Raw genomic sequence first — 26,174 nt, forward strand, 5'->3', positions numbered from 1 at the left:
AAAAGTAAAGATTAGGTAAATGTTAATATATTATTCAGAAAGTTTTAACATTGCTTTATCATTTTCTCGGTTTAACAGAAAACTTTTTTTAGTTGAACCTACGTGCAAATGCACAACATTTTTCTGATCAGGAAACAGGTCCATCAATAACGTATTTTCAATTTCTATAGATTTAGGATTTGTCACTTCCTTTATTTCGATAAAACAAACCACATAATCTACTTCATCTTTATGACCCAGGTAGTGCAGCTCCTGCTCTTTCCCATTGACCGTAACGATAAGCTTTTGCTTAAAATATTTTTGAATATATCCGTCTAATTTCTTTTGATCGTAAGATTTATCAACCTTAATAGACGGGTCGTATCGTTCTTGAAACACCTTTTCTAAATCATCGTAGAAAACGCGGGTAACCATTTTTATGGACTTGGAATTTGTATCATAGTCTGCCTGAGTAACACTAAAATAATATTTATGAGCGCTTGCCGCCAATAGCGGTAAGGCCACGAGAAGAATACCAATTAATTTTTTCATAGATTTTTTAAAATTAAAACTTTAAAAGAGGATGAGCTGCTTTTTAGATCAATTAACGCAAATCACGTTCCAAAAAAATTAATCTTCTTTTTTAACTCCTGCACCATCTAGTTCTTTAAATCGAAGATACTGTGGTGCCTGAGCAATAAGAAGCTCTATTAAAGATAGCGGATTCTCTTCGGAAGCAATTCTAAGATTTTCATTTTGATCCATAAAGACATAATGGGCAAAATCATCTATATAGCGCGCAGGGATATTTAATTGATAGATATAGGTACTGTCTGCTACAAGATTTCGTGCTTTTTGAACCTTAATTTCCATCCTCGATAACGCTACTTGTTTTTTAAGCATTTTAGTACGCCCCGAAATTGCATTTATAACAGCGCCTACAGGAATAATCCCACCACCAGAATGCGTAGCTGTATATAAACGCCGTTCTTCCTGTGTAAGAATAGGCCCCTTATAAACCGGCAAACCGGCGTCTGCAGGATTAAAGGGTTTTTCTACTTTAGGAATATTCATATCATCCCCTAACCTACCGCTTAAGTCAATATCACTAATATTTACATCTTCTAGTTCGGTGATATTTGTTTCGAGCTCAACTTGCAGATAATTTCGCTCTAGAATCTGCGCAGTGACCACAAGCTCTTTAGGCTTAAATTGAATTGCAGAAATATACAGCGTATCATTAACGCGTGCAGGGATTGAAAACCCACCCTGCTCGTTTGTAATTGTACCTTTTTGCAGTGTGAGATTAAGCACGTGTAAATACTCGTGATCTATAGAGTCATTAGTGATTTTACCAGAAAGCAATACCGCTTCCTGAGCTTCAACCGTAAATGAAGCCAGGCAACTCGTAAAAATAAGCGCAAAATTTAATAGTAGTTTTTTTGACACGTGTACCTCTTTAGTTTGTCTTCAAAATACGTGTCAAAGATAAGATTGTTGCACAGAGGCAATTAGTTCTTCTCATTTTGAACTTTTTCAAAATCATCTCGCTTTTCAATCAAAAACTGAATAAGGTTAAGTTCATTACCATTTTCAAGCATTTCTTTACTAAGGCCATGCTCTGCAACATAATCCATATAGGCACCTATAGCCTCTTTTTTAATATTCAGGTTTTCCTGAAAAAACTGATTTGAGTACATCTGTGCAAGTTCATCTTCTGCACTTTTTTGAATATCGTCATCGTTTTTATTCATGTCAAAAACAGCTTTAAAAATATTTACAAAATTTAGACCATACCTCCATCGCTGATTGTCTAGCGCTACGTTCTCTGCCGGTGAATACTGGTCATACTGGCTGTCTTCAATACGTATATCATCTCCTGTAAAGGGTACCGGCTCAATTACCCGAACGCGGTTAACATCTGCGACAATATCTCCTGTTAAGTCATAAGGGGTAACTACAATTTCATCTAAAACAGTAATTGTCTCACGTAAAGTGATGTTAATTTGTTTGCTGTTTACAATGCCTTTATCAACTAAAACGGTAACAGGTGCAAATTGTAAAGATTGTATAACTACCTCATCGTTTTGTGCTACGGCCAGATCAAAGGTTCCTTCAAGTGAAGTTATGGTCCCCCGCAGTGAGGTTTTATTATAAATTACAATACCACTGGGATCATCACCCATAGGTACGATTACCTGTCCGGCTACCATAACACGGGCTATTTTTTGAGAAATAGCTACAGTAGAGCTCATTATTAAAAGAAAAAGGAGGGTATAAAGTTTCATAGCGAGAAGGTTTTTTTTGCTCCAATAAGTAACGACAAGAAAGTTAATTTTAAAATGAAATAGGCTGTAAAATTTTGTTAAATGCCTATTAAACTTAACTTTGATTTTAAAAATTGCACAAATGAAAAATTTACTACTTGCAAGTACCTCTACTGTTTTTGGTGGCTCTTATCTTGATTATTTATTACCAGAATTAAATAATCACTTTAAAGATGCTGAGCGCCTTATATTTATACCTTATGCAAGACCCGGAGGCATCACGCACGACAGCTATACCGATAAAGCGCGTGAAGCTTTTGACAACTTAGATATTGAAGTTGTGGGTCTACACGAGTTTAACGATCCCAAAGCAGCATTACAAAACGCTGAAGCCGTTTTTACCGGTGGGGGTAACACTTTTTTACTGGTAGACCAGCTTTATAAAAATGATCTTATGGCGACTTTACGCGAGCGGATATTTGAAGGTTTGCCCTATCTAGGCACTAGTGCAGGAACTAATATTGCCGGGGTTTCCATGCAAACCACAAATGACATGCCTATTATTTATCCTCCAAGCTTTAAGACTATAGGTGCTGTTCCTTTTAATATAAATCCTCATTATTTAGATCCTATTGAAGGTATTGAGCATATGGGAGAAACCCGTGAAACCCGAATTGCAGAGTTTCATCACTTTAACACCATCCCGGTAGTGGGTTTACGTGAAGGTAGCTGGATAGCTGTAAACGGGAAAACTAACACGCTCAAAGGCTCATTAAGTGCACGCATATTTGAAGCAGGTAAAAAACCTTACGAGTTAGAAAGCGGATCTGTTTTAAACTTCGACTAGTTTACGCTAGTCGAGCTGTTTTAAAAAGTGATACCCCTTAATCACATAATTCTCGTTAAGGTAAAATTTATGGCTTGGGTAATTTTCTACATAACTGTTTAATTCTGCAGTTGTGCATCCTTTTTCTTTAGCATAATCAAAAATCCATTTGAAGATTTGTTTTCCCAGTCCCATGCTGCGGTATTCGGGCTTTAAATACACGTGATCCTGCTCACAGGTTTTACCACAATAGTGTCGAGTAGCAAACCACAACCCAAAAACACCGGCAAGATTATCATCTACATAAACCCCGTGGCACTCATAGCGATGCTCAAACATTTCTGTAAAACGAGACGTTAAAGTAGCATCATCTACCCGGTAACCCATCAACTCCTGTATGAGTGGTAAAAAGGTGTTAATGTCTTCCTTATACAACCTACGGATATTAAGTTTGCTCATTATTTTCTAATTTAGACGAAAACACAAAAATAATGGATTCATCAATTCAACACAGGGAAAATAGCACCAGAGGTGTTTTTTTAATAGAAGGAGAACAAGGTAAAATTTCAGAACTTACCTATACCATTAAAGATGAACATACTATAATCGTAGATCACACCGAAACTAAACTTGGGTTTGAAGGACAGGGTTACGCCAGTAAATTAATGGCAGAAGTTGTAGAATACGCGCGCTCAAAAAAAATTAAAATTGAGCCCCTGTGCCCCTTTGCTGAAGTAAAATTTGACGAGCATCCAGAGTATGCAGATGTTAGAGCAAACTAATTAAATAACAGAATGTGTCAAATTATCTAATCAAGGAGATCACTGCCCGCGAGACATGGGCGGTACGTCACCCGGTTTTGAGAACAGGCAGACCTTTAGAGACCTGTGCTATGGAAGGTGATGATCACCCAGACACCTTTCATCTGGGCTTGTTTGATCAAGCTAGTTTAATAGGTGTTGCTAGTTTTATGAATGCCGCTAAACCACAATTTACAGGAAGCCAATATCAACTGCGCGGTATGGGGGTATTAGCTGCCTGTCAGGGTAAAAATCTGGGAGCGCTACTTATTAAGGCAGGTGAGCAAAAATTAAAGACATTAGCTATAGATGTGTTATGGTGTAATGCGCGTATAAAAGCCTTAAATTTTTACCTGCGGAATGATTTTATAGTAGAAGGAGATTCTTTTGAAATTGAACCTGTAGGCACGCACTACCTACTTTATAAAACGCTGTAATGAAACGACGTAATTTTATACAAACCACAGTACTTAGTGCAGCCGCAATAGGCTTATTTCCGCAGTTTTTAGAAGCAGGTATATTACTTCCTGAACCCGAACTCATAGGTAAAGGAAGCCCGAAACTTATTGAAAAAAATGGATACCGCCTGCGTCCCGAAGCTTCAGCGGCTTTTGATAAGCTTACTGCAGCGGCTCAAAAAGACGGAATAGGTATACAGGTTGTTTCAAGTTACCGCGATTATGCACATCAAAACCGCATCTGGGAACGTAAATACACGAGTTATACCGGCAACGGACTTTCAAAAGAAGCTTCCATAGAAAAGATAATAGAATACAGCACCATCCCAGGAACATCGCGCCACCACTGGGCAACAGATCTTGATATTATTCAAGCGGGTACAGGAGTAACTAACAATGTGTTGGATCCCGATAAATTTCACGGTACCGGTCCCTTTTGCAAACTGAAAGCCTGGCTAGATGAGCATGCAGCATCCTTTGGGTTTTATGAGGTTTATACTAATGATTATGGTCGTAAAGGATTTAACTACGAGCCATGGCATTTTAGCTATGCACCGCTTTCAAAAGGATATCTCGAAGCTTATAAAGAACTCGATATCGCTCAAGTACTTCAGCAGGAAAAATTACTGGGCAGCGAAGCTTTTACTTCGGCATTTATAGAAAAATATCGAACCGAAAATATTTTAGACATCAACCCAAAACTTTTGAGTTAAATTTAACCTAACCCATCAACAACCAGCATATTATGAAACTAGGAGGAAGATCTCTCAAAATACTTTTAGGCGTAGGTATCGTCGCCTTTGGTTTAATTAGATACTGTGGCAGCCAGGAAGAAAACCCGTACACAGGGCGTACACAGGCGATTAATCTTTCTACAGACGAGGAGATTGCCATAGGTTTACAAAATGCGCCTATAATGGCAGAACAGCACGGCGGTTTACACCCAGACCAGCAACTGCAGGATTTTGTAGATATGGTGGGAAAAAAGCTAGTAGATAATACTATTGCACGGGAGACGCCGTATCAGTATGAATTTCATCTGTTACGCGATCCCAATACGGTTAATGCGTTTGCTTTACCCGGCGGTCAGGTGTTTATAACCTACGCCCTAATGGAGCGGTTAGATACTGAAGATCAACTTGCAGGTGTTTTAGGTCACGAGATAGGTCACGTGGTAGGCCGTCATTCTGCTGAACGTATTGCACAAAGCGAACTCGCAAATACGGTTGCTACCGGTGCTCAAGTGGGTGCAGATGCGGGAATGCTTGCCTCTCAAATAGGACAAACATTACTGCTTAAAAATGGGCGTGGTGACGAACTTGAGAGCGATGAACTGGGCGTTAAGTTTATGATCGAAGCAGGCTACAACCCGGAAGCCTTAATCGAAGTGATGAAAATTTTAAAAGAAGCCAGCGGCGGGCAACGTGTTCCTGAGTTTCAAAGCTCACACCCCGATCCTGAAAATCGCATTGAAAAAATACAGGCAGCTATTGAGAAGTATCGTTCTAGTTAATTATTAAACCGGCATACAGAAAAGATCTCGTGAAATTTGAAAAGAGCGCTTCGTGAAATTTTATGCTGTTTGACCCGCAGGAGAGTTCAGAAAATTTAGAAGCCGAATGAAAAATTTAGAGATCCATTTCTTAAGCCTAAACTTTTTTGATTCTTTTTGGGCGATGCAAAAAAGAACAGCTTAAAATATCCTATTAAACCTTAGTCCCTGGGATAATCTATTTTTTAATCTCTCGGTTCAGAATAGCTGCAGGCAGCTCCGAAAGACAGGAGCGATAGCGACGCGGAGCGGAAAAAGCGGTTTTTGCCCGCGAGGCAAAAAATTCCTAAGCGAGAGGCTCTTTTCTTTTGGTTCGTTTTCTTTGGAGAAGCAAAGAAAATGAACAGAACACCCTAGAAGACTAAGAGTTTCATTAGTAACAAAACCGGCATATAGAAAAAATCTTTTGAACTTTAGAGATCTATTCTTAATCCTGAAGTTTTTTAGCTCTTTTTTGGGCAATGCAAAAAAAGAGCCGTATTAAAATGAGCTACTCAATCGCTATCGTGATTGCTGTTTAAAGTTTTAGCCATTAGTTGGTTTAGTCCTTATCTTTGTAGAACAACTCAATAATCATGAACAAGAAAGTTATATTAATGATCCTCGATGGTTGGGGATTTGCACCTAATAAAAATGTTTCTGCAGTAGATCTTGCAAACACACCCTTTATAGATTCGTTATACACAAAATACCCGCACGCGCAACTGCTTACCCACGGTGGCAATGTAGGTTTACCAGACGGCCAGATGGGAAATAGTGAAGTAGGCCATATGAATCTGGGTGCCGGTCGTATTGTGTATCAGGATTTTGCTAAGATTAATAAATCACTCAGAGAAAATAAATTACGCGAGCAACCTGAGCTTAAAGATGCGTTTGCGTATGCTAAAGAACACAACAAACCCGTGCATTTACTCGGTCTGGTTTCAGACGGTGGCGTACACGCACATATAGACCACGCAAAAGGCTTGATTAAGGCTGCTCACGAAGTAGGCATTAATGAGGTGTATATTCACGCATTTACAGACGGTCGCGATGTAGACCCGCAAAGTGGAGCCGGTTTTATAGAAGAACTCAACACATACGCTAACGAGAACGGTGCTAAACTGGCCACCATTACCGGTAGGTATTTTGCCATGGACCGTGATACCCGCTGGGAGCGCGTTAAAAAAGCCTATGATGTGACCGTACACAGCATTGGAGCAAAAACCAATGATCCTGTAGCAGCGATTAAAGAAAGCTACAAAGATGGGACTACAGATGAATTTTTAGAACCTATTGTAGTAACCGAAAACGGCAATCCTGTAACCCAAATCAAAGATGGTGATGTTGTCATTTTTTTTAATTACCGTACCGATAGAGGCCGCGAGTTAACCCGTATGCTTTCGCAGGAAGATTTTCACGAGCAAAATACCCATAAGCTCGATCTGTATTATGTAACGATGACTAATTACGACCAGACGTTTAAAAACATTCACGTAATTTTTGACAAAGACAATCTCGAAAATACCCTCGGAGAAGTCGTTGCTAAAGCGGGCAAAAAGCAAATTCGTATAGCAGAAACCGAAAAATACCCACACGTAACTTTTTTCTTTTCCGGCGGAAGAGAACAGCCTTTTGAAGGCGAAACCCGTTTAATCGCAAAATCTCCAGATGTTGCGACTTACGATTTACAGCCCGAAATGAGTGCTTATGAAGTACGTGACAAAATTGTTGCCGAACTCAAAAAAGAGGAAGTAGATTTTGTGTGTTTAAATTTTGCCAACCCAGATATGGTGGGTCACACCGGTATTTTAGAAGCCGCAATCAAAGCGGTAGAAACCGTTGACGCTTGTGCTAAAGCTGTTGTAGAAACCGGTATGGAGCACGGTTACAGCAGTATTGTGATTGCAGATCACGGTAACTGTGAGACCATGGCAAACGAAGACGGTTCTCCAAACACCGCACACACCACAAACCCGGTGCCTATTATCGTGGTAGACAATGACATTAAAGAAGTTAAAAACGGAATTCTAGGCAACGTCGCTCCTACTATTTTAGATATGATGGGCATACAAAAACCGGAAGTTATGGATCAGGAAAGTCTGGTTAGTTAAGATTACAAACTATGAGAACATTAAAATATTTAAGCCTCGCACTTGTGTGTGCAGCTGTAGTAAGTTGTAAATCTAAAAGCAGTGTGGTTGCGCAAGCAGAAACACCCGCAGCTGCAGAAGAACTACAAATACCAGAAGAAGTACCCGAAGCACCGCAACAACCCGAAATGCTAACTGGCAAGACACAACGTACCCAGTTGCAGGCAGGAACATTTAGAAGTTGGTTCAATCCCGAATATGAAGACTACACTGTCGACAGCGGTTTACTTGAAGAGCTTAAACCGCTTTTAAAAGATGTTGAAATCACTGTTTTTATGGGAACCTGGTGTGGGGACAGCAAGCGTGAGACGCCTCGTTTTTATAAAATTCTCGATGCTGCCGGTAAAACGGAAGATATCGAACTCATCACTGTAGATCGCTCCAAAACTACTCCACAAGGCTTGGAAGCTGGTAAAGACATCAAACGTGTACCTACGCTTATTTTTAGTAAAGACGGTAAAGAACTGGGGCGTATTGTAGAATACCCTATAGAAAGTCTCGAAGCAGATATGCTAAAGATTCTAAAAGGTGAACCCTATAAACACGCCTACGCGAATTAAATTTGTTATCGAATACCAAAAAATTAAAGCGACAATTTTCTATGAATTGTCGCTTTTTTTATGCGGTTTACGGAATGGCGTACAGTAGTGATTGAAAGTTGGGTTATATTTAGCGTGGTAATGGGGTTCGAACACAAGGTAATGTACTGCCAAAAATGTTAGCAAGAACTTTAATAACCGCCAAATAGAGAAAACATGAAAATTGGAATATTACATTTGAGTGACTTACATATACAAGACAATCCTTTAATCGATAGAATTGATAATCTTGTTAAGGCAATAGATTATGATGTAAATCAACTATCACATATATATCTAATTTTATCGGGTGATATTGTAAATTTTGGAAGACAAACAGAATTTGAAAATGCCAAAATATTTATCTCTAAACTGATTGAAAAACTGAAAGAAAGAAGAGCTATAATAAATATTAAAATAGTTACTGTACCTGGAAATCACGACTGTTGCTTTGATAATGAAAAGAAAACGAGAAAATCTATATTGAATGATTGCAGAACTGATGAAGTTCTAGAAGATGATTATTTTACTGATGCAATGGCCGTTCAAACTAATTTCTGGAATTTCACAAATGAATTAACGGAATTTAAAGATAGAGATAAGGTCGCATATAAATACGAATTTAGACCCCACTTAGATTTTAAAATCACATTTCATTGTTATAATACCAGTTGGCTAACTGAAATCAATGAAAAACAAGGTTCATTAATAATCCCAGAAAACAAATTTATTGAGAATGAAAATGGCGAATATGTAATTTCTGTTTTCCATCATCCAACAGACTGGCTTTCGGCCAACACAAAACGAAACAATAAACAAAGATTTGAAGAACATTTAATAAAAAGCTCAAATCTTGTAATTTATGGTCACGAACATGACAAGGGTAATCCAAAAGCAATCCTTCAAAGGAATAATAATGTTATTTTTTGTGGTGGTAAAGCTTTTAATACAAACATTATTGATGAAACAGGATTTTCTCTATATGAAATAGATCTCTCCGACAAATCTATAAATTCTAAAACATTTAAATTTAATGGTGAAGAGTATTCCGTAGAATCTCAAGAAAAGCATCGAATTATTGAAAAAATTAAGCGGAAATTTATTCTATGCCAAGAGTTTGAGTCTAGAATTACAAATTTGACCATTCCATTAAAACATTCAAAAAAACCCAAATTAGTTTTATCAGATATATTTGTTTTCCCAGATTTAGAGCCATTAATTGAAAATGACAGTATTGTTCAATATCCAAATTCATCGGATTTAATTGATAGAGTCAAAAATGAAGAGAATGTAAATATACTTATTGAAGGAGCCGATCAAGCAGGTAAAACAGCTTTGCTTTACGTTCTTTTCAAAAGATATTATGAAATGGGATTGACTCCTATATTTTTAAGAGGTAAGTATTGCAACGATACTGATATTAAAAAATTAGTAAAGAAATCTTTAAAAGAACAATATAATGATGACAATATTGACTTGTATTTTCAACTTGAAAAAAGAATTATTTTAATTGACAACTTTCATAGATCGACACTTAACTCAAAATATAAGAAAAAATTAATTCTATCATTTACAAATAATTTTGACTATGTACTAGTTACATCAGATAACACATATAGCTCTAAGAATTTAACTGAAGAAACTACTAGTTTTAAAGAATATTTGAAGTATAAACTTTTGCCTCTTGGTCACGAAAAAAGAAGTGAATTAATTGAACAATGGCTTTTAATTGGAGAAAATATATTGACTATTCAAGAAGAAGTGATTTTAAATAACGTCAAATTAAGATTTAATGAAATAAATTCTTTAATCGGCAATAGGCTCATGCCTTCTTATCCTATTTTCATTTTAACACTTTTGCAAAGCCTAGATGAAAACTTGCAAAATTTTTCGCAAACATCATATGCTAATATTTATTTGGTATTAATTAAAGCCGGGCTAATTAAAGAAGGTATTAAAGATTCCGTTTTAACAAGCTTACTAAATATTCTAAAAGAACTTGCATTTTATACATATGAAAAAGAAATAAGTGTTATAAATACTGATGATTTTGATAATTTCATTACAAATTACAAACGAAAATATTTCCGCCATAAATCATTAACAAATGATAAAATTCTTAAAGTACTTTGCAATTCAAATATTCTAAAGTACGATGATGAATACTACACATTTTCTTATAAATACATATATTATTTTTTAATTGCTCAAAAAATATCCACAGATATAGAAAAATATCAAGACCTTATATATCAGCTATGTAATGAGATACATTTGGAAATTAATGCCAATATTCTAATTTTTCTTTCCCACCATACAAAGGCACAAATATTAATAGATAGTATAGTGTTTACAAGTGAAATACCATTTGAAAATGCCTCTCCTTTAACTTTAGATAAAGATGATGAATTCGTGAAATTCATTTCCGAATTTACTAATGAAATAAAGCACGAAATAATAGAAGACATAAATCCAAAAGAAGAGGTAAAGAAAGAGCTAAAGAAAAAAGATTCTACTGAAAGAAATGAACAAAAATATGAGGATAGCGAAGAAAGCATTTTACCTCCTGAAGCAATTGAAATGAATCAAGCTTTTAGAACTGTAAAAATTATAGGTCAAATAGTAAAAAATCAAAGTGGAGATTTCGAAAAGGAAAAACTTATTAAACTAGTTGAAGCAGCCTACAATACTATTTTTCGTTTTCTAGGTTTCTATTCAAGTATGCTAGAAAAAGATAAAGAAATACTTATAGAAACAATTGTTGAAGATATTAAAAGAAAAGAGGAAGAAAAGAAAAGCAGACGTGGGGAAATAGATGTTAAATTTATAGAAAAATCTGTAAGAAATATTTTTCAATTTATTTCATGGCGAATTTGTGTTGATAGTATGACAAATTTAATGTTCGCTGTAGGAACTAAAGGACAGAATGAATTATTTGATAAAGTAAATTCTAACATCAATTCGCCAGCATCAAAAATAGTGACTTTTGCAATTAAGACTTTCTATAATAATATAGACATAAAAGAGTTAGAAAATTTATTTAACGATGTCAAAGAAAATTATTTAGCTCAGTGCATATTAAGAGAATACATTAAAAGGCATTTGTATACGAATTTTGTTGAGAGAAAAAAAAGAGATAGAATAATTCAAATTGCTGGTTTTAACAAACAAAGACTTATTGGAAAAATGAAAATTAATTAGACACCTTAAAAGATATTAATAATAAGGTTTATCTATTATTTATTACAGCTAGAATCACATTGAAACAAATGGAAAACGAATTCGTAAAAACCGCAGTTCCACAAAGATCTGCGGTTTTTTAGTTTATAAAAGTTTGACTAATCACATATTCAAAATCCTATAATATTCTTTGACTTTCAGCCTTTTAAAATAGGCTCAAGCAATTTTGTTTGTAATTCCTAAATTAGCATTTTAAATAGGTAAAGCATTACACCAATTATGAAACCAAAGCCAATATTTAGAATCCTATTTATAGTTGCGAGTATAGGCTCTCTATATTTCGTGCCGTGGATTTTAGTAAAAGCGTGGATACTACCCCTACCCGATACCGTACAGAAACAACTTGATGAAGCAATAGGTCACGGTTTTGATGGGATGATTGTGTATATAGATCAAGGCAATAAGCCTCCTGAGTTTTACGCTGCAGGATGGCACGACCGAAAAAATAAAATACCGGCAAATCCCAAAGCTTTATTTAAAATTGCAAGCATCACAAAATTGTATGTGGCCGTAGCAGCGACAAAATTAGTTAAGGCTAAACGCTTGTCATTAGATAAAACCCTAGCCGAATATTTCCCTGAACTTACAAATCGTATAGAAAATGCTAATGAAATCACTTTGCGGATGATGTTACAACACCGCAGCGGTATTCCCAATTTTGTAGATCACCCGGATTATTGGACAAATCCTCCTAAAAATAAAGAAGAAACACTGGGATATGCGTTAGACTTACCTGCAGATTTTAAACCCGATACAGATTATGGGTATTCCAACACAAACTATATGTTGATTTCAGATCTTATTGATAAAACGGTAGGATATAGCCACAGGCAGTTTATAAAAGAAGAAATATTAGATCCGCTTAATCTGAAGAATACCTATGGTTCAATTCAAGACATTGACCTTGCTGATCTTATGAGTGGGTATTATGTAGGCATTGAAGAAGATTTAAAAACCGAAGAAACAGGTTTAATGATCGCAACCGCAGAAGACGTAGGTGCGTTTATAAGAGCTTTAAATGATGGTTCTGTATTTAATGAAGGGGAGCAGGAAATTTATTCAACGGTTTACGAATACGAGCACACCGGATTACTACCGGGGTATCAAAGTATTGCAAAATATCATAAAGATATTGACACTGTAATTATTCAGTTTAACAATACAACCAACTTTGAGGGTTACGAATGGAATTTAGCAAAAATAAGCTACGGTCGTATCTTTAAAATTGTAAAACGCAGAAGCAGTTAAACAAATTGTTGTAGAATTTTAGATATATATAAACTAGCTGTTTATATCATCTAATCCCCATTGATCTAAAGCCTTTAAAATAGTTTCTAACGATTTACCTCGAGCACTCAACGCATATTCTACCTTTGGCGGAACCACAGGAAACACTTCACGAATAATTAACCCGTCTTTTTCTAATTCGCGTACCGTTTGGGTAAACATCTTATTCGATATTTCGGGTACTTTTTTTTGTAAAATTCCTGAACGTAACGGGCCTTCAAGCAGATGAAACAACACCAGCGGTTTCCACTTACTACCTATTAAATTCATTGTGTAATGAAGCGGACAATAATTATCTGTACTCATTTAAAATCTTAATCAATTGTTTTTCAGCAATTCACTCATTTTGGTAACTATGCTACTTTTAGGTAAGTTATTGCCTTCTAGGCAAATATAGGCTAATTTTGTAGTCTAAATTAAGATTATGACGACTACTAAAAATTATCCGAAAGCTTTTTCACACGTAGGTATTACCGTTCCTGATATTCATAAAGCCGTAAAATTTTACTCAGAAGTGATGGGATGGTATGTAATTATGGAACCTTCTGAAGTGAAGAAAGAAAAGGAAACCGCGATTGGCCAGATGTGTATAGATGTATTTGGTGATGATTGGGAAACCTTTGAAATCGCTCATTTAGCAACTTCAGACGGGGTAGGCATCGAGCTGTTCTCATTTCCTAACGGCGTAAAAGAAGCTCCAAAATTTACCCCGTTTAATACAGGCCTTTTTCACTTCTGTGTTCAGGATCCTAATATTGAAGAATTAATAGAGAAGATAGTTTCTTACGGCGGAAAGCAACGGATGCCTATTCGGGAGTATTACCCCGAAGATAAACCCTTTAAAATGTGTTATGTAGAAGATCCGTTTGGGATTGTGTTTGAGATATACACGCACAGTTATGAATTAACGTATTCATCAGGAGCTTACTCAAAATAAGAAGCAAATAACCCATTAAAAAAACCGTGGTTTCTTAAAAGGAGACTACGGTTTTTTAGTTTTATGAAATCCTTCTAAAAAACTAAAGCTCTAATTGCTAGATTTACAGAGAACGTCTCGAGCGAGAGACGTTCAATTTAAATACAAACTTATTAAACTAAAACACAATGGGACTATTTAACAATATACTGGGCAACGCCAGCGAAGTTTCTTCAGAAGAATTAACTCAAAAATACAGCCGTTTACTTATAGAAACTGAAACGGTAGAACTGGGTTTTAAACTTTTTCGTGATGTATTTATGTTTACAAATAAGCGACTAATTCTTATAGATGTACAAGGTTTAACCGGCAGTAAAATGGAATATAAATCGCTTCCTTATAAAAACATATCACGCTTTTCACTTGAAACAGCAGGTACTTTTGACCTTGATGCAGAGTTAAAAATCTGGATTTCTAGTGAAGATGTGCCATCGGTTTCTAAACGATTTAACAAGAGTATAGATGTGTATGCAGTACAGCGCTTGCTTGCTCAGAAAGTGATGTAATTTTAATTAAAATACTTTTAAAAAAGCATTGTGATACCTATCAAAAGACTGGTTAAAAAACTTTTTAGACGCTTCGGTTTAAAAATCATTAAGACTGAAACTAAAAATTACAGCGATCAAAATCCATTTTTGACGCAATATAATTTATTAGAAAATCCGGAAAAAGAGATTATAATTTTTGATGTGGGAGCTTATGTAGGTGAGGTTACCGGTTTTTACAGATCTTTATTTCCTAACGCAGCTATACATAGTTTTGAGCCTTTTAAAGAATCGTTTGACCAGCTAAAAGTTAATACGACAGGTGATGCTAATATTAGTTTAGTAAACAAAGCATTAAGTAACAAAAGTGGTAAAGTATTGTTTAACAGCAACTCCTTTGCGCAAACTAACTCTTTATTAGATTCAGACCCTAATGCTAAAAAAACGTGGTCTGAGGGACTCTTTGATACCCGGGAAAAAGTTAGCATAGAAACAATTACCTTAGATGATTATGTAGAAGCCAACGCCATCAAAACTCTCGATATTTTAAAGATGGATGTTCAGGGAGGCGAGTTTAAAGTATTTCAGGCCGCTTCAAAAACCTTATCTCAAAAACGAATCAAAATGATTTATACAGAGATAAGTATAATGCCAAGCTATCAAGGCCAGCCTCAATTTGATGAAATTCTAAGTTTGCTTCGTACGTACGGGTTTGTATTGTATAATCTATACGGAAATTCTACTACCGAGAAAGGACAACTACGTCAGGTTGATGCTCTTTTTATATTAAAAGACCTGATTGAAGAAAAATAATTTGAGAACATTGCAAAAGCTTCTAAAATTAAGTTTCAGCATTATTTTTTAACTCAAAGTCAGCTACAAAAACTTTTCAGAAATGATGAATAAAAAATTTTTAGTTCTTACCGCTATACTTGTTCTTTCATTTACAAGTGCACAAGAACCACTAAGCTTCTTGAGTAAATCAATTTTAAAATAAAAGTTAACCGTTAAATTCCTTCTTCTAAAACAGAAGCGACTTTCTGTACATCCTTAACTTCAAAAAAACGAACAACCTCAGCAATAACCTGTACTAACTTGCTTTTTGGATTTACAATTTTATAAGCTAAAGCAGCTATTACCTCATCACGTTTTTTAAATGCTACTTCTTTATTTACAGCAGCAGCATATTCATTAGCAAACAGCCAGGCACCATCGCGGGCAATGTTAATGCTAAAAGAAACCAGCTTGTCCTCTTTGCCCTTCCCCACCAGGCCGAGCAGCTTAAATAATGGAGAAACTTTACCGATGCGCTCTTTTACATCAGCAATCATACTGGCCAGAATGGCATTTATTTTATTAAAATCGGTTTCAAAATCCCCCAAATGATTATCGCCGGTAGTTAGGGCAGCGGCAATACCCAGATCAAGGTTAATATGCGCATTAATACCCAGCAGCAAGTGCTGCATCACCATCGCTTCGGAAGTTTTAAAAGCAAAATCCCAACTTTGCGTGAGTGGTTCTCCTTCTTTAAATGCATGATAAGCATTGATATACCGGTTCGCAAAAATGACATCCAATTTTTCCATTCGGGCATTGTCATCAAATTCGTTATTCACAATACCTTTTTTAATGCGTTTAGTAACAGCATTATACAAAATCGGAAAAAAGACCAGACAGCTATTGTCTACTTTTTCACTTAAAATAATTTGATCAAGTTGAATAATAACTTCGTCAATAGTAACCGCTTGCATATATTTGATTTTTAACTATTTAAATATAACCGATTCTATTAGAAGTTAAAATTATCTATTAAATATTCAGTCAAAAACGAATAATTGCAACGTCCTTTTTTATTAGTCACTTAAAAGCCACGAGTATGAGTATCTTCGCACCTTAGCCACTTAACTAATTATGTATGTCTAAATCTAAAAAAACACCTTTAAAATCAACGTTGCACGCACGCAATCGCAATCGTGAACCGTATGATTTAAAAGCTTTAGTAAATGTGGTTCCCGAATTAGGAAAACATATAAAACCAAATAAGTATGGCACAGAATCTATTGATTTTGCAAGTGCTGAAGCTGTGAAACTACTCAATCAGGCATTACTTAAGCATTATTACGGAATTAAAAACTGGGATTTCCCTGACACTAATCTGTGTCCGCCCATACCAGGACGCGCAGATTATCTACATGCTATCGCAGATTTATTAAGTGAAGGTACTGGCGAACTTCAAAAAGGAAATCAAATTAAGGGACTGGATATAGGAACGGGAGCGAGTTTAATTTATCCTATTCTGGGTGTAACTGAATATGACTGGAGTTTTATTGCTACAGATATAGATGCAAACTCTATTGCTTCCACAGAAAAAATCATTGAAGCTAACAATTCATTAAAAGGGAAAATCGAATTGCGCCTACAAAAAAATGCAGATAGTATTTTTAATGGTATTCTAAATCCTGATGATATTATTGACTTTACAATGTGCAACCCACCCTTTCACGCATCTCAAGAAGAGGCATTACGAGGAACCCGTAGAAAAACAAAAAATCTTACAGGTGTTAAAAACTCAAAACCCGAACTAAATTTTGCAGGTGTAAGCAACGAATTAATTACAGAAGGTGGTGAGGCAGAATTTATTAAAATAATGATTAAGCAGAGTAAAACCAGAGGCACACAGTGCAAATGGTTTACCACTTTAGTCTCTAAGCAAGACAATTTAAAACGTATTTATAAACAGCTTAGAAAAGCTGAAGTTAAACAATTAAAAACCATCCCCATGGGAACCGGCAATAAATCAAGCCGCGTTGTAGCCTGGTCTTTTCAGGAATAGGACTATAACAGTGTAAAACTAAAAAAGGCGACCCGTTGGGTCGCCTTTTACACATCTTAAATTACAAGAGATTAGTAACGGTCTAAATTCATTACTTTATCCCAGGCCTTAACAAAATCGTGTACAAATTTCTCTTTAGCATCGTCTGCAGCATACGCTTCAGCAAGTGCTCTTAACTCACTGTTAGATCCAAAAATTAAATCTGCACGGGTTCCTGTATATTTAACTTCACCACTTTTGCGATCGCTACCTACAAAGATTGCGTCTGAGTCTGAAGTCGCTTTCCAGGTTGTACCCAGGTCTGTAATAGCTACCAGAAAATCATTTGTAAGTGTTCCCGGATTATCTGTAAACACTCCTTTATTAGAACCATCAAAGTTAGTGTTCAATACACGCATACCTGCTACTAATACAGTCATTTCAGGAGCTGTAAGCGTAAGTAAGTTAGCTTTATCTAGTAATAATTCTTCAGCAGTAATTTTTACACCTTCTTTTAAATAGTTTCTAAAACCATCTGCTACAGGTTCTAAAGCTTCAAATGCTTCTGCATCTGTTTGTTCTGCTGAAGCGTCTGCTCTACCTGCTCTAAATGGTACATTTACAGAATATCCTGCATCACTTGCTGCTTTTTCTACAGCTGCGCAACCTGCTAAAACGATAAGATCTGCCAGAGAAACTTTTTTGTTTCCGCTTTGCGCAGTATTAAAATCATTTTGAATACCCTCTAGTGTATTTAAAACAGACTGTAATTGCTGCGGATTGTTCACTTTCCATCTATTTTGAGGTGCTAAACGTACGCGTGCACCATTGGCACCACCACGCTTGTCAGAACCTCTAAAGGTAGAAGCTGAAGCCCAGGCTGTAGCAACTAATTCTGAAACTGAGTGTCCACTATTTAAAATAGAAGATTTTAAACCTGTAATATCTTCATCATTCACTAACTCATAATCTACAGCAGGAATTGGATCTTGCCATATTAATTCTTCCTGCGGAACTTCTGGTCCTAAATACCGCTCTTTAGGCCCCATATCACGGTGCGTTAATTTAAACCATGCGCGGCTGTAGGCATCTGCAAATTCCTGTGGATTCTTATGAAAATGTCTTGATATTTTTTCATATTCAGGATCCATTTTCAAAGAAAGATCGGTTGTCAACATAAAAGGCGCGTGCTTTTTAGAAGGATCGTGCGCATCTGGTACAGTACCTGCTCCACCGTCGTTAACCGGTTTCCACTGATGTGCTCCTGCCGGGCTTTTTGTTAACTCCCACTCGTAACCAAATAAGTTATTAAAATAGGTATGACTCCATTGTGTTGGGGTATCTGTCCAGGCTCCTTCAAGACCACTTGTGATTGTATCTGCTCCTTTACCGGTACCATATCTGTTATTCCAGCCCATACTTTGTGCCTCGATACCTGCAGCAGCAGGTTCTGCATCTACGTAAACAGTAGGATCTGCAGCACCGTGTGTTTTACCAAATGTATGACCACCGGCAATAAGCGCTACGGTCTCATAATCATTCATCGCCATACGACCAAAGGTTTCTCGAATGTAATGAGCCGCTTCCACAGGATCTGGATTTGCATTATGCCCTTCTGGATTTACATAAATAAGTCCCATATGCGCAGCACCTAATGGTTTTTCTAAATCACCGTTAGCATAACGATCTTCATTACCTAACCACTCTGATTCTGCTCCCCAGTATACTTCTTCCGGTTCCCAAACGTCTTCACGACCACCTGCAAAACCAAACATTTTTAATCCCATAGACTCATGAGCTACGTTACCGGTTAGGATAAGTAAATCTGCCCAGGATAATTTTTTGCCGTATTTTTTCTTAATAGGCCAAAGCAATAAACGTGCTTTATCAAGGTTTGCATTATCTGGCCAGCTGTTTAATGGTGCAAAGCGCTGTTGCCCAGAACCTGCGCCCCCACGACCGTCCTGTATGCGGTATGTACCGGCAGCATGCCACGCCATACGTATAAAAAACGGACCATAATGACCATAATCTGCAGGCCACCAGTCCTGGCTATCTGTCATAAGATTGTGTAAATCCTGTTTAACAGCTGCTAAGTCTAAAGATTTGAATTCTTCAGCATAGTTAAAATCAGGATCCATTGGGTTAGTCAATTCTGAATTTTGTCGTAGAATACTTAATTTGAGCTGATTTGGCCACCAGTCTCGGGTTGTTGTTCCTCCTCCGGTAGTGTGATGCATTTCACCACTTAAAAAAGGACATTTTGCTTCTGAGTCATTCACATCCCAGACTTTTCCGTCTGCGCCATGATCATGATTATTTTGATTTTCCATATTAGATTGAATTTTACATTTTAAAGAGTATAAAGAACTTCAATTTTAAACTATTTTTGGTATAATTATAATTTATACTTTTTATGTTTCCATAAGTAAATACTATTTACAACGATTGATACGCATTCAAATTACCTCAAACATTTGATAAAACACAAATCTTTTGATCTGAATATCAACAATTAATCTGTTTAAATCCTAAATTTATAATTAGCTCTAGAAAATTACACAAAACATTTTTAACGCATTTAACCTAATCTTTAAGAATCAACCAACATTTGTATGAAACGTAAAATTATTAACATCGTAAGTATTCTTTTTGGACTACTTTTTATCAATTCTGGTCTCAACAAATTTTTTAATTATATGCCTATGCCAGAAGATTTACCTCAGGAAGCGCAAGATTTATTTGCAGCACTAATGAGTTTTGGCTGGTTACTACCGCTAATAGCAGTTGTAGAGATTATAGCAGGAATACTTGTAATGATACCCCGCACACAGGCTATAGGTTATATTATGATTTTTCCCATTATGGTAGGAATTGTTTTAACCCACATTGTAAATATGCCAGAAGGTTTATTAATGGCGGTTATTCTAATGATAATTAATATAGGGATGCTTTATGAAAATAGAGCTAAAATAAAACCGCTTTTCTAACTACCTTGCGTTTTAATAAATGCGTAAAAAAGCGCTCAATACTACTTTTCAATGCATCCTAACGAAGAAGTTCTAGAAACATTTTACAGTGCGTTTAAAGCTCACGACCCTGAGAAAATGACCGCCTGCTATGGTAAAAACATCACGTTTACAGATCCCGCTTTTGGCAATATAAAAGGAGATCGGGCACGAGCAATGTGGTTTATGCTTATAGAACGTGGTGGAAGTAATCTGGAGATAAGTTATAGTGATATACAAGCTAACGACTATAACGGAAGTGCAAAATGGACGGCCACGTACTTATTTGGCCCTAAAAAACGTAAAGTTGTAAATCACGTAGTAGGAACATTTTACTTTCAAAACGGTAAAATATTACAACATACAGATCATTTTAACCTTTGGCGCTGGTCACGGCAAGCGATTGGGTTTAAAGGTTTAATTCTGGGATGGTCTAATGTTATGAAATTAAAAATACAGCAGCAATCTAGCAAATCACTCTCAGGATACCTGCAAAATATGCGCAGCTTTAAAGAAGAAACATCTTAATGGCTGGTCATTGAAGTCTGAAAAACACCAGGAGACACATTTTTCATTCGTTTGAACACTCTATTAAAATAGGAGCGGCTTTCAAAGCCACATTCCTGATATATATTTTTAATTTTACGATCTGGATTCTGAAGTAAGCTTACCGCTAACTTTATACGCTCTGTATTTATATAATCAATAGGAGAAATGCCCAGTTCATTTTTAAAAACCTTATAAAAGTTAGACTCACTCATACACGCCTGTTTGCTTAACAGCTCTACGGAAAGAGATTCATTAAGATGATCTCTTATATATTGTATAATAGAGGTAAGCCTGCTACTACTATTTAATTTTAAAGCCTTATCTGTATAAATTTTACGGTTATTTGTTTGCAGAATACGTATGATAAGTTCTTGAAGCATATTGTCTACAAAATAATCTTTAGAAGGGTGATTCTCGGTAAACAGGAATAGGAGACGTTGTAAAATCTGATAAATGCCGGTATCATTTGTAAAATGAAAATTATAATCCATTAGGCTCCATTCACTGCCATCGTCTTTAGTAAGATTCTCATTCATAAGGTTTACAACCTTTTTAATCTTATCATCTGCAATCGCCATTGCCAGACATCGCGTGGGGTTACGCTCCTGAGCTTCAGGAAAATCTATACACATCAATTCGTCTGCAGGTAAGATGAGTGATTCTCCAGGTAAAAAATCAAAACCATTGTGATCGCGCAGGTGCATAATTTTCTTTCCGCGAAGCATACTTGCTAAAACCGGCTTATCAAACTGTAACAAAACCCGTTCTGCCTGTGCATGTGTTTCAAAGACATGCATAGCCGCATGATTTAACGTATATGATGTCTGGTTTTCGACCAGATGTTCAAGCTTTCTGTTTTTAAAAAATGATTCAGATAATTGCATATTCAAAATATAACATCCTCAGATTAACACCCCTTACAATACTAAATATACAATTTAAGAAGCTATATTTTAACACATTAACACTATTTGATAGAATAGTACATTGTTTTAATAGTATAGGTCAGTCGTTTTCCTAAACTGATTTTTAACTTTAGAAGACTAAAAAGTGCACTACCATTTCCCCTACTAAGCACAACTCAAAAATTTAAACTATAACTAAAAAAAATCATTATGAGCGATGTAAAGACTGCTTCCGCAAACGTTGTCGAGAAGCCTAAATTTAAAGATCAATATGAAAACTTTATAGGAGGAAAATGGACAGCTCCTGTAAAAGGTGAATATTTTGACAATGTATCACCTGTAGATGGCGCAAACTTCACAAGAATACCGCGCTCTACTGCAGAAGATATCGAAAAAGCTCTAGACGCGGCCTGGGAAGCTGCCCCACAATGGAATAGCTCTGCTGCAGCCTATCGCAGTAATTTACTTCTTAAAATTGCAGATGTGATGGAGCAAAATTTAGAAACACTTGCTCGGGCTGAAACCTGGGATAATGGTAAAGCGATACGTGAAACCCGTGCGGCAGATTTACCGCTTGCTGTAGATCATTTTAGGTATTTTGCAGGGGTTATACGTGCAGAAGAAGGCTCCGTTAGTGAATTAGACAGCAATACTGTAGCCCTCAATATAACAGAACCATTAGGTGTCGTAGGTCAAATTATCCCCTGGAATTTCCCAATCTTAATGGCTGTTTGGAAACTTGCTCCTGCTCTTGCCGCAGGTAATTGCGTAGTTCTAAAACCGGCAGAACAAACTCCTGTGAGTATACTTATATTAATGGAGTTAATTGAAGGTATTTTGCCGGCAGGGGTACTTAATATTGTAAACGGTTTTGGAGCTGAAGCCGGAAAACCTCTCGCCTCTAGCCCACGTATAGATAAAATTGCATTTACAGGAGAAACCACAACCGGCCAACTTATTATGCAATATGCTTCTAAAAATATCACACCGGTTACATTAGAATTAGGAGGTAAATCTCCTAATGTTTTCTTTGAAAGCGTTATGGATGCAGATGATGATTTCTTTGACAAATGTCTTGAAGGTGCGGTAATGTTTGCTCTAAATCAAGGTGAGATTTGCACCTGTCCTTCTCGATTACTAGTGCAGGAAAGTATTTATGAAAAATTCTTAGAACGCGTGGTAGATCGTACAAAAGCCATCAAACTGGGACACCCGTTAAGTCCTGATACCATGATGGGAGCTCAGGCTTCTAACGACCAATACGAGAAAATTTTAAACTATATAAGTATTGGTAAAGAAGAAGGCGCAGAAGTACTCTGTGGTGGAGAATCAGCGTACAACGAGGGACTTGAAGGTGGTTTTTATATTCAACCTACTATTTTAAAAGGCAATAATAAAATGCGCGTTTTTCAAGAAGAAATTTTTGGCCCTGTGCTTTGTGTAACATCTTTTAAAGATGAGGCAGAAGCTATTGAGATCGCTAATGATACTTTATATGGTCTTGGTGCAGGCGTCTGGACCCGTGATACACATCAAGCTTACCAGATCTCAAGAGGCATTAAAGCCGGTCGTGTTTGGGTAAATAACTATCATAATTATCCTGCTCACGCTCCCTTTGGTGGTTATAAAAAGTCTGGTATAGGACGTGAAAACCATAAAATGATGTTATCTCATTACCGTCAAACAAAAAATATGCTGATTTCTTATGACAAAAAAGCAATGGGCTTTTTCTAAATTAAAACCTATGACAGAACGTGTATCTGCCACAGCGGCAGCAAAAAAAATTATAGATCAATTACGAGAGCAGCACGGTGAGTTAATGTTTCATCAAAGTGGCGGCTGTTGCGACGGCTCCTCACCTATGTGTTTTCCTAAAGGTGATCTTATGATTAATGAAACTGATGTCTATCTGGGAACCGTACACGGATGCGATTTTTTTATGTCTAAAGATCAATTTGAAAATTGGAAACATACTCAGTTAACTATAGATACCACTCCGGGAAGAGGTTCTAGCTTTTCTTTAGAAATTCCTTTAGGAATACGCTTTGTAATCAAATCCAGATTATATACTGCCGAAGAAGCGCAAGATCTCAGTCCTACGCGTAGTGGAGAACATTAGAATAATTGGTATATAAAAATAGTAAAACCCACATTTTAGTAAAATTGTGGGTTTTTTAGTTTTTTGGCGATTGCTAGAGCACCGCGCTATTCGCTGTATCTTTTTTTCGCCACAGGCTCAAAAAAGGATGCCGCTGCTATCGCTATCGCAAAGACTAACCTATGCGTAATCCATTTTCAACAGGAAGATCAGGACTTAGTAAAGTTACAGCACTACCATCAACAGCTCCTAAAATAAGACACTCGCTCATAAAATTAGCAATCTGTTTCTTTGGGAAATTAACTACTGCAACTACTTGCTTACCTACTAATTCAGTACGCTCATATTTGGCTTTTATTTGAGCTGAAGTTTTACGAATTCCTATACTATCACCAAAATCAATTTGCAATTGAAATGCCGGCTTATTAGCTTCCGGAAAATCACTAACTGTTAAGATTGTACCTACACGCATTTCGACGCGCTCAAATTCTGACCAACTGAGATCATTTTGCATTAGTATTCAATTTTCAATTTTTGTATCATTTCTTGAGAAATTTGACCACTGTATGCACCGTAAGCATCTACTAATAACCCTTTCTCTCCACTTTTTGTATTTATTACGTAGAGAACACTATTATCACCGGGGTTAGTCATCCCTTCAAATCTAAAAGCCTCTTCTACTTCTATTTGAGCTGCCGTCCAGGTTTTTTTAAGGTGCTTCGATTCGATACCTTCATCTACAAGGTTAAAGTCTACCGTGTATCCTTTATCTTGTAAATCTTCTATTGCTACTGAAAGCGAACTATATGTATTTTTCATAATCATTAGATTTAATTTTAAAGTTACAAAGGGGTTACTGAGCACCCAAAAAATTAAAACAACTTTAGTATTTGTAACTTTATACTCCTTTTACTACTAATCTGGTATATTAAAAACCTACACGCATTATGGCAAGAACACAATCTAATATGCTTCCATTAGGAACCATCGCTCCTTTTTTTTCTTTGCTAAACCCCCTAACTAATAAATATGTAACTTTAGTTGATGCGGCTGGAGAACTAGGCACGGTTGTTATGTTTTTATGCAACCACTGCCCGTTTGTTAAACATGTGAATGATGAGATTGTACGTATCGCAAATGATTACCGGGTTTTAGGTTTTGGCTTTGTAGCCATAAGCAGTAATGATGTTGAGAAATATCCAGAAGACAGCCCCTGGCTAATGCGCGATACTGCGCATAAATACAATTATTCATTTCCTTATTTATACGATGAGAGTCAGGAAGTTGCTCAAGCGTATAATGCCGCCTGTACTCCAGATTTTTATTTGTTTGACGCAGCATTAAAATTGGTATACAGAGGTCAGCTTGATGATTCCCGCCCCGGCAATGGCATCCCCGTAAACGGAAGAGATTTTAGAGAGGCATTAGATAATATCTTTAATAATCGCAAGCAAAACGAACTTCAAAAGCCAAGCCTGGGATGTGGTATAAAATGGAAAGAGAGCCACTAAATGTTTAACCATATTCACCCGTATCTCCCATTTAATCTTGAAGAAGCCACAACACTTATTGTGGGAACATTGCCACCGCCACGCTTTACAACAGGCGAACTTTTAAAAGAGGATGTAGATTTCTGCTACGGAAGTAAAAATGGAATGTTATGGCCCATACTTGATCATATCTTCAATCTTAATCTGATTTATGACAATTCTACATTTGCCATAGATCAACGGCTCAATTTTCTCAAAAAACAAAAAATTGGAGTCTGTGATATTGTAGCTTCGGCAAAACGCGAGAAAATTGATGCATCAGATCTCGGGATGCAGGCTGTAGAACTGCGTGATTTGATGGGCTATCTCCATGAGTTTTCGCAAATTAACACCTTACTATTTACCGGTGGAAACAGTAAAAATGGTCCTGAATATTTTTTTCGCCGACAGGCAAAAGAATACGGGATCAAATTAGAAGTTGTCTCTGCAACTGTACCACGTATTCATCAATTCAAACTTCAAAATCGAAGCATTAAAACCGTATCACTTACAGCTCCTTCGGGCGCTGCTAATAGAGCCATAGGGAGTATGAAAGCTTACCAATTACAGAAAGATGTAAATCCTTCATTTACCACTTTTGATTTTAGGGTGAATCAATACCGCCCCTTTTTTACACGTGAACCCATAGATTAATCTCAAACTTAGATTTATTCTTATTTTTAAAATCTCTAA

General features: G+C 36.5%; 29 protein-coding genes. 19 read left to right on the top strand and 10 right to left on the bottom strand.

Annotation, left to right across the window (positions count from 1 at the left end; translation table 11 throughout):
- Nucleotides 1-30: 30 nt before the first annotated feature.
- The 3 genes from ACEN25_RS12060 to ACEN25_RS12070 form a co-directional block, all read right to left on the bottom strand.
- Complete coding sequence (locus ACEN25_RS12060; protein WP_441803142.1) at nt 31-531, bottom strand: DUF6702 family protein; 501 nt, start codon at nt 529-531, stop codon at nt 31-33.
- A 78-nt stretch (nt 532-609) separates the two neighbouring features.
- Entirely contained in the window at nt 610-1,428 is an 819-nt protein-coding gene (locus tag ACEN25_RS12065; RefSeq protein WP_441803143.1) for a hypothetical protein, read from the bottom strand.
- 62 nt (nt 1,429-1,490) lie between these two features.
- On the bottom strand, nt 1,491-2,267 hold the full coding sequence (locus ACEN25_RS12070; RefSeq protein ID WP_441803144.1) for a hypothetical protein: 777 nt from the start codon (nt 2,265-2,267) through the stop codon (nt 1,491-1,493).
- Nucleotides 2,268-2,388: 121 nt separating this feature from the next.
- Between ACEN25_RS12070 and pepE the strand changes: the two genes are divergently transcribed.
- Nucleotides 2,389-3,093, top strand: coding sequence for a dipeptidase PepE (gene pepE, locus ACEN25_RS12075; RefSeq protein ID WP_441803145.1), 705 nt, complete (start codon nt 2,389-2,391; stop codon nt 3,091-3,093).
- A gap of 6 nt (nt 3,094-3,099) precedes the next feature.
- Here the strand turns inward: pepE and ACEN25_RS12080 are convergent, their stop codons facing one another.
- Nucleotides 3,100-3,531, bottom strand: a complete 432-nt coding sequence (locus tag ACEN25_RS12080) for a GNAT family N-acetyltransferase (protein ID WP_441803146.1) — start codon at nt 3,529-3,531, stop codon at nt 3,100-3,102.
- 32 nt (nt 3,532-3,563) lie between these two features.
- Between ACEN25_RS12080 and ACEN25_RS12085 the strand changes: the two genes are divergently transcribed.
- From ACEN25_RS12085 to ACEN25_RS12120, 8 genes are all read left to right on the top strand, one after another.
- On the top strand, nt 3,564-3,854 hold the full coding sequence (locus tag ACEN25_RS12085) for a GNAT family N-acetyltransferase (RefSeq protein ID WP_028377634.1): 291 nt from the start codon (nt 3,564-3,566) through the stop codon (nt 3,852-3,854).
- A gap of 14 nt (nt 3,855-3,868) precedes the next feature.
- Entirely contained in the window at nt 3,869-4,309 is a 441-nt protein-coding gene (locus ACEN25_RS12090; protein WP_441803147.1) for a GNAT family N-acetyltransferase, read from the top strand.
- Complete coding sequence (locus tag ACEN25_RS12095; protein WP_441803148.1) at nt 4,309-5,043, top strand: M15 family metallopeptidase; 735 nt, start codon at nt 4,309-4,311, stop codon at nt 5,041-5,043. The genes ACEN25_RS12090 and ACEN25_RS12095 overlap by 1 nt, the downstream gene beginning before the upstream one ends.
- 32 nt (nt 5,044-5,075) lie before the next feature.
- Complete coding sequence (locus ACEN25_RS12100) at nt 5,076-5,843, top strand: M48 family metalloprotease (protein WP_441803149.1); 768 nt, start codon at nt 5,076-5,078, stop codon at nt 5,841-5,843.
- Between the two features lie 614 nt (nt 5,844-6,457).
- On the top strand, nt 6,458-7,975 hold the full coding sequence (gene gpmI, locus ACEN25_RS12105; RefSeq protein ID WP_441803150.1) for a 2,3-bisphosphoglycerate-independent phosphoglycerate mutase: 1,518 nt from the start codon (nt 6,458-6,460) through the stop codon (nt 7,973-7,975).
- Between the two features lie 11 nt (nt 7,976-7,986).
- Nucleotides 7,987-8,574, top strand: a complete 588-nt coding sequence (locus ACEN25_RS12110; RefSeq protein WP_441803151.1) for a thioredoxin family protein — start codon at nt 7,987-7,989, stop codon at nt 8,572-8,574.
- A gap of 195 nt (nt 8,575-8,769) precedes the next feature.
- On the top strand, nt 8,770-11,793 hold the full coding sequence (locus tag ACEN25_RS12115) for a metallophosphoesterase (RefSeq protein ID WP_441803152.1): 3,024 nt from the start codon (nt 8,770-8,772) through the stop codon (nt 11,791-11,793).
- 258 nt (nt 11,794-12,051) lie between these two features.
- On the top strand, nt 12,052-13,080 hold the full coding sequence (locus tag ACEN25_RS12120; RefSeq protein ID WP_441803153.1) for a serine hydrolase domain-containing protein: 1,029 nt from the start codon (nt 12,052-12,054) through the stop codon (nt 13,078-13,080).
- 33 nt (nt 13,081-13,113) lie between these two features.
- Here ACEN25_RS12120 and ACEN25_RS12125 read toward each other — a convergent pair whose 3' ends face one another.
- The gene (locus ACEN25_RS12125) at nt 13,114-13,425 is read right to left on the bottom strand and encodes a winged helix-turn-helix transcriptional regulator (RefSeq protein WP_441803154.1); all 312 of its coding nucleotides are present in this window, start codon (nt 13,423-13,425) and stop codon (nt 13,114-13,116) included.
- Nucleotides 13,426-13,543: 118 nt separating this feature from the next.
- Between ACEN25_RS12125 and ACEN25_RS12130 the strand changes: the two genes are divergently transcribed.
- The 3 genes from ACEN25_RS12130 (at nt 13,544) to ACEN25_RS12140 (ending at nt 15,393) form a co-directional block, all read left to right on the top strand.
- Nucleotides 13,544-14,056: a VOC family protein gene (locus ACEN25_RS12130; RefSeq protein WP_441803155.1), complete on the top strand. Its 513-nt coding sequence runs from the start codon at nt 13,544-13,546 to the stop codon at nt 14,054-14,056.
- Between the two features lie 167 nt (nt 14,057-14,223).
- Nucleotides 14,224-14,601: a PH domain-containing protein gene (locus ACEN25_RS12135; RefSeq protein WP_028377624.1), complete on the top strand. Its 378-nt coding sequence runs from the start codon at nt 14,224-14,226 to the stop codon at nt 14,599-14,601.
- 30 nt (nt 14,602-14,631) lie between these two features.
- Nucleotides 14,632-15,393 (top strand): FkbM family methyltransferase, encoded by a 762-nt coding sequence (locus ACEN25_RS12140; RefSeq protein ID WP_441803156.1) that lies wholly within the window; start codon nt 14,632-14,634, stop codon nt 15,391-15,393.
- Nucleotides 15,394-15,587: 194 nt separating this feature from the next.
- On the opposite strand, the gene ACEN25_RS12145 is transcribed toward ACEN25_RS12140, so the two are convergent.
- Nucleotides 15,588-16,331, bottom strand: a complete 744-nt coding sequence (locus ACEN25_RS12145) for a DUF5995 family protein (protein WP_441803157.1) — start codon at nt 16,329-16,331, stop codon at nt 15,588-15,590.
- A 164-nt stretch (nt 16,332-16,495) separates the two neighbouring features.
- On the opposite strand from ACEN25_RS12145, the gene rlmF reads away from it, so the two are divergent.
- Complete coding sequence (gene rlmF, locus ACEN25_RS12150) at nt 16,496-17,413, top strand: 23S rRNA (adenine(1618)-N(6))-methyltransferase RlmF (protein ID WP_441803158.1); 918 nt, start codon at nt 16,496-16,498, stop codon at nt 17,411-17,413.
- Between the two features lie 71 nt (nt 17,414-17,484).
- Here rlmF and katG read toward each other — a convergent pair whose 3' ends face one another.
- Complete coding sequence (gene katG / locus ACEN25_RS12155; RefSeq protein WP_441803159.1) at nt 17,485-19,725, bottom strand: catalase/peroxidase HPI; 2,241 nt, start codon at nt 19,723-19,725, stop codon at nt 17,485-17,487.
- A 282-nt stretch (nt 19,726-20,007) separates the two neighbouring features.
- Between katG and ACEN25_RS12160 the strand changes: the two genes are divergently transcribed.
- Entirely contained in the window at nt 20,008-20,382 is a 375-nt protein-coding gene (locus ACEN25_RS12160; RefSeq protein ID WP_441803160.1) for a DoxX family protein, read from the top strand.
- 51 nt (nt 20,383-20,433) lie between these two features.
- Complete coding sequence (locus tag ACEN25_RS12165) at nt 20,434-20,928, top strand: nuclear transport factor 2 family protein (protein WP_441803161.1); 495 nt, start codon at nt 20,434-20,436, stop codon at nt 20,926-20,928.
- Here ACEN25_RS12165 and ACEN25_RS12170 read toward each other — a convergent pair.
- Nucleotides 20,925-21,833 carry an AraC family transcriptional regulator gene (locus ACEN25_RS12170; protein ID WP_441803162.1) on the bottom strand — a complete coding sequence of 303 codons (909 nt, stop codon included), beginning with the start codon at nt 21,831-21,833 and terminating at the stop codon, nt 20,925-20,927. The genes ACEN25_RS12165 and ACEN25_RS12170 overlap by 4 nt on opposite strands.
- Nucleotides 21,834-22,064: 231 nt before the next feature.
- On the opposite strand from ACEN25_RS12170, the gene ACEN25_RS12175 reads away from it, so the two are divergent.
- Complete coding sequence (locus ACEN25_RS12175; RefSeq protein ID WP_441803163.1) at nt 22,065-23,588, top strand: aldehyde dehydrogenase family protein; 1,524 nt, start codon at nt 22,065-22,067, stop codon at nt 23,586-23,588.
- Between the two features lie 10 nt (nt 23,589-23,598).
- The gene (locus tag ACEN25_RS12180) at nt 23,599-23,973 is read left to right on the top strand and encodes a DUF779 domain-containing protein (RefSeq protein ID WP_441803164.1); all 375 of its coding nucleotides are present in this window, start codon (nt 23,599-23,601) and stop codon (nt 23,971-23,973) included.
- A 154-nt stretch (nt 23,974-24,127) separates the two neighbouring features.
- On the opposite strand, the gene ACEN25_RS12185 is transcribed toward ACEN25_RS12180, so the two are convergent.
- Nucleotides 24,128-24,466 (bottom strand): tRNA-binding protein, encoded by a 339-nt coding sequence (locus tag ACEN25_RS12185; RefSeq protein WP_441803165.1) that lies wholly within the window; start codon nt 24,464-24,466, stop codon nt 24,128-24,130.
- Complete coding sequence (locus ACEN25_RS12190; protein WP_441803166.1) at nt 24,466-24,771, bottom strand: phosphoribosylpyrophosphate synthetase; 306 nt, start codon at nt 24,769-24,771, stop codon at nt 24,466-24,468. The genes ACEN25_RS12185 and ACEN25_RS12190 overlap by 1 nt, the downstream gene beginning before the upstream one ends.
- 128 nt (nt 24,772-24,899) lie before the next feature.
- Here ACEN25_RS12190 and ACEN25_RS12195 point away from each other — a divergent pair, with 128 nt between their 5' ends.
- On the top strand, nt 24,900-25,463 hold the full coding sequence (locus ACEN25_RS12195; RefSeq protein ID WP_441803167.1) for a thioredoxin family protein: 564 nt from the start codon (nt 24,900-24,902) through the stop codon (nt 25,461-25,463).
- The gene (locus ACEN25_RS12200; RefSeq protein ID WP_441803168.1) at nt 25,464-26,135 is read left to right on the top strand and encodes a uracil-DNA glycosylase family protein; all 672 of its coding nucleotides are present in this window, start codon (nt 25,464-25,466) and stop codon (nt 26,133-26,135) included.
- Nucleotides 26,136-26,174: the final 39 nt, after the last annotated feature.

It is taken from the genome of Leeuwenhoekiella sp. W20_SRS_FM14 (assembly GCF_052119605.1).
Lineage (GTDB): Bacteria > Bacteroidota > Bacteroidia > Flavobacteriales > Flavobacteriaceae > Leeuwenhoekiella.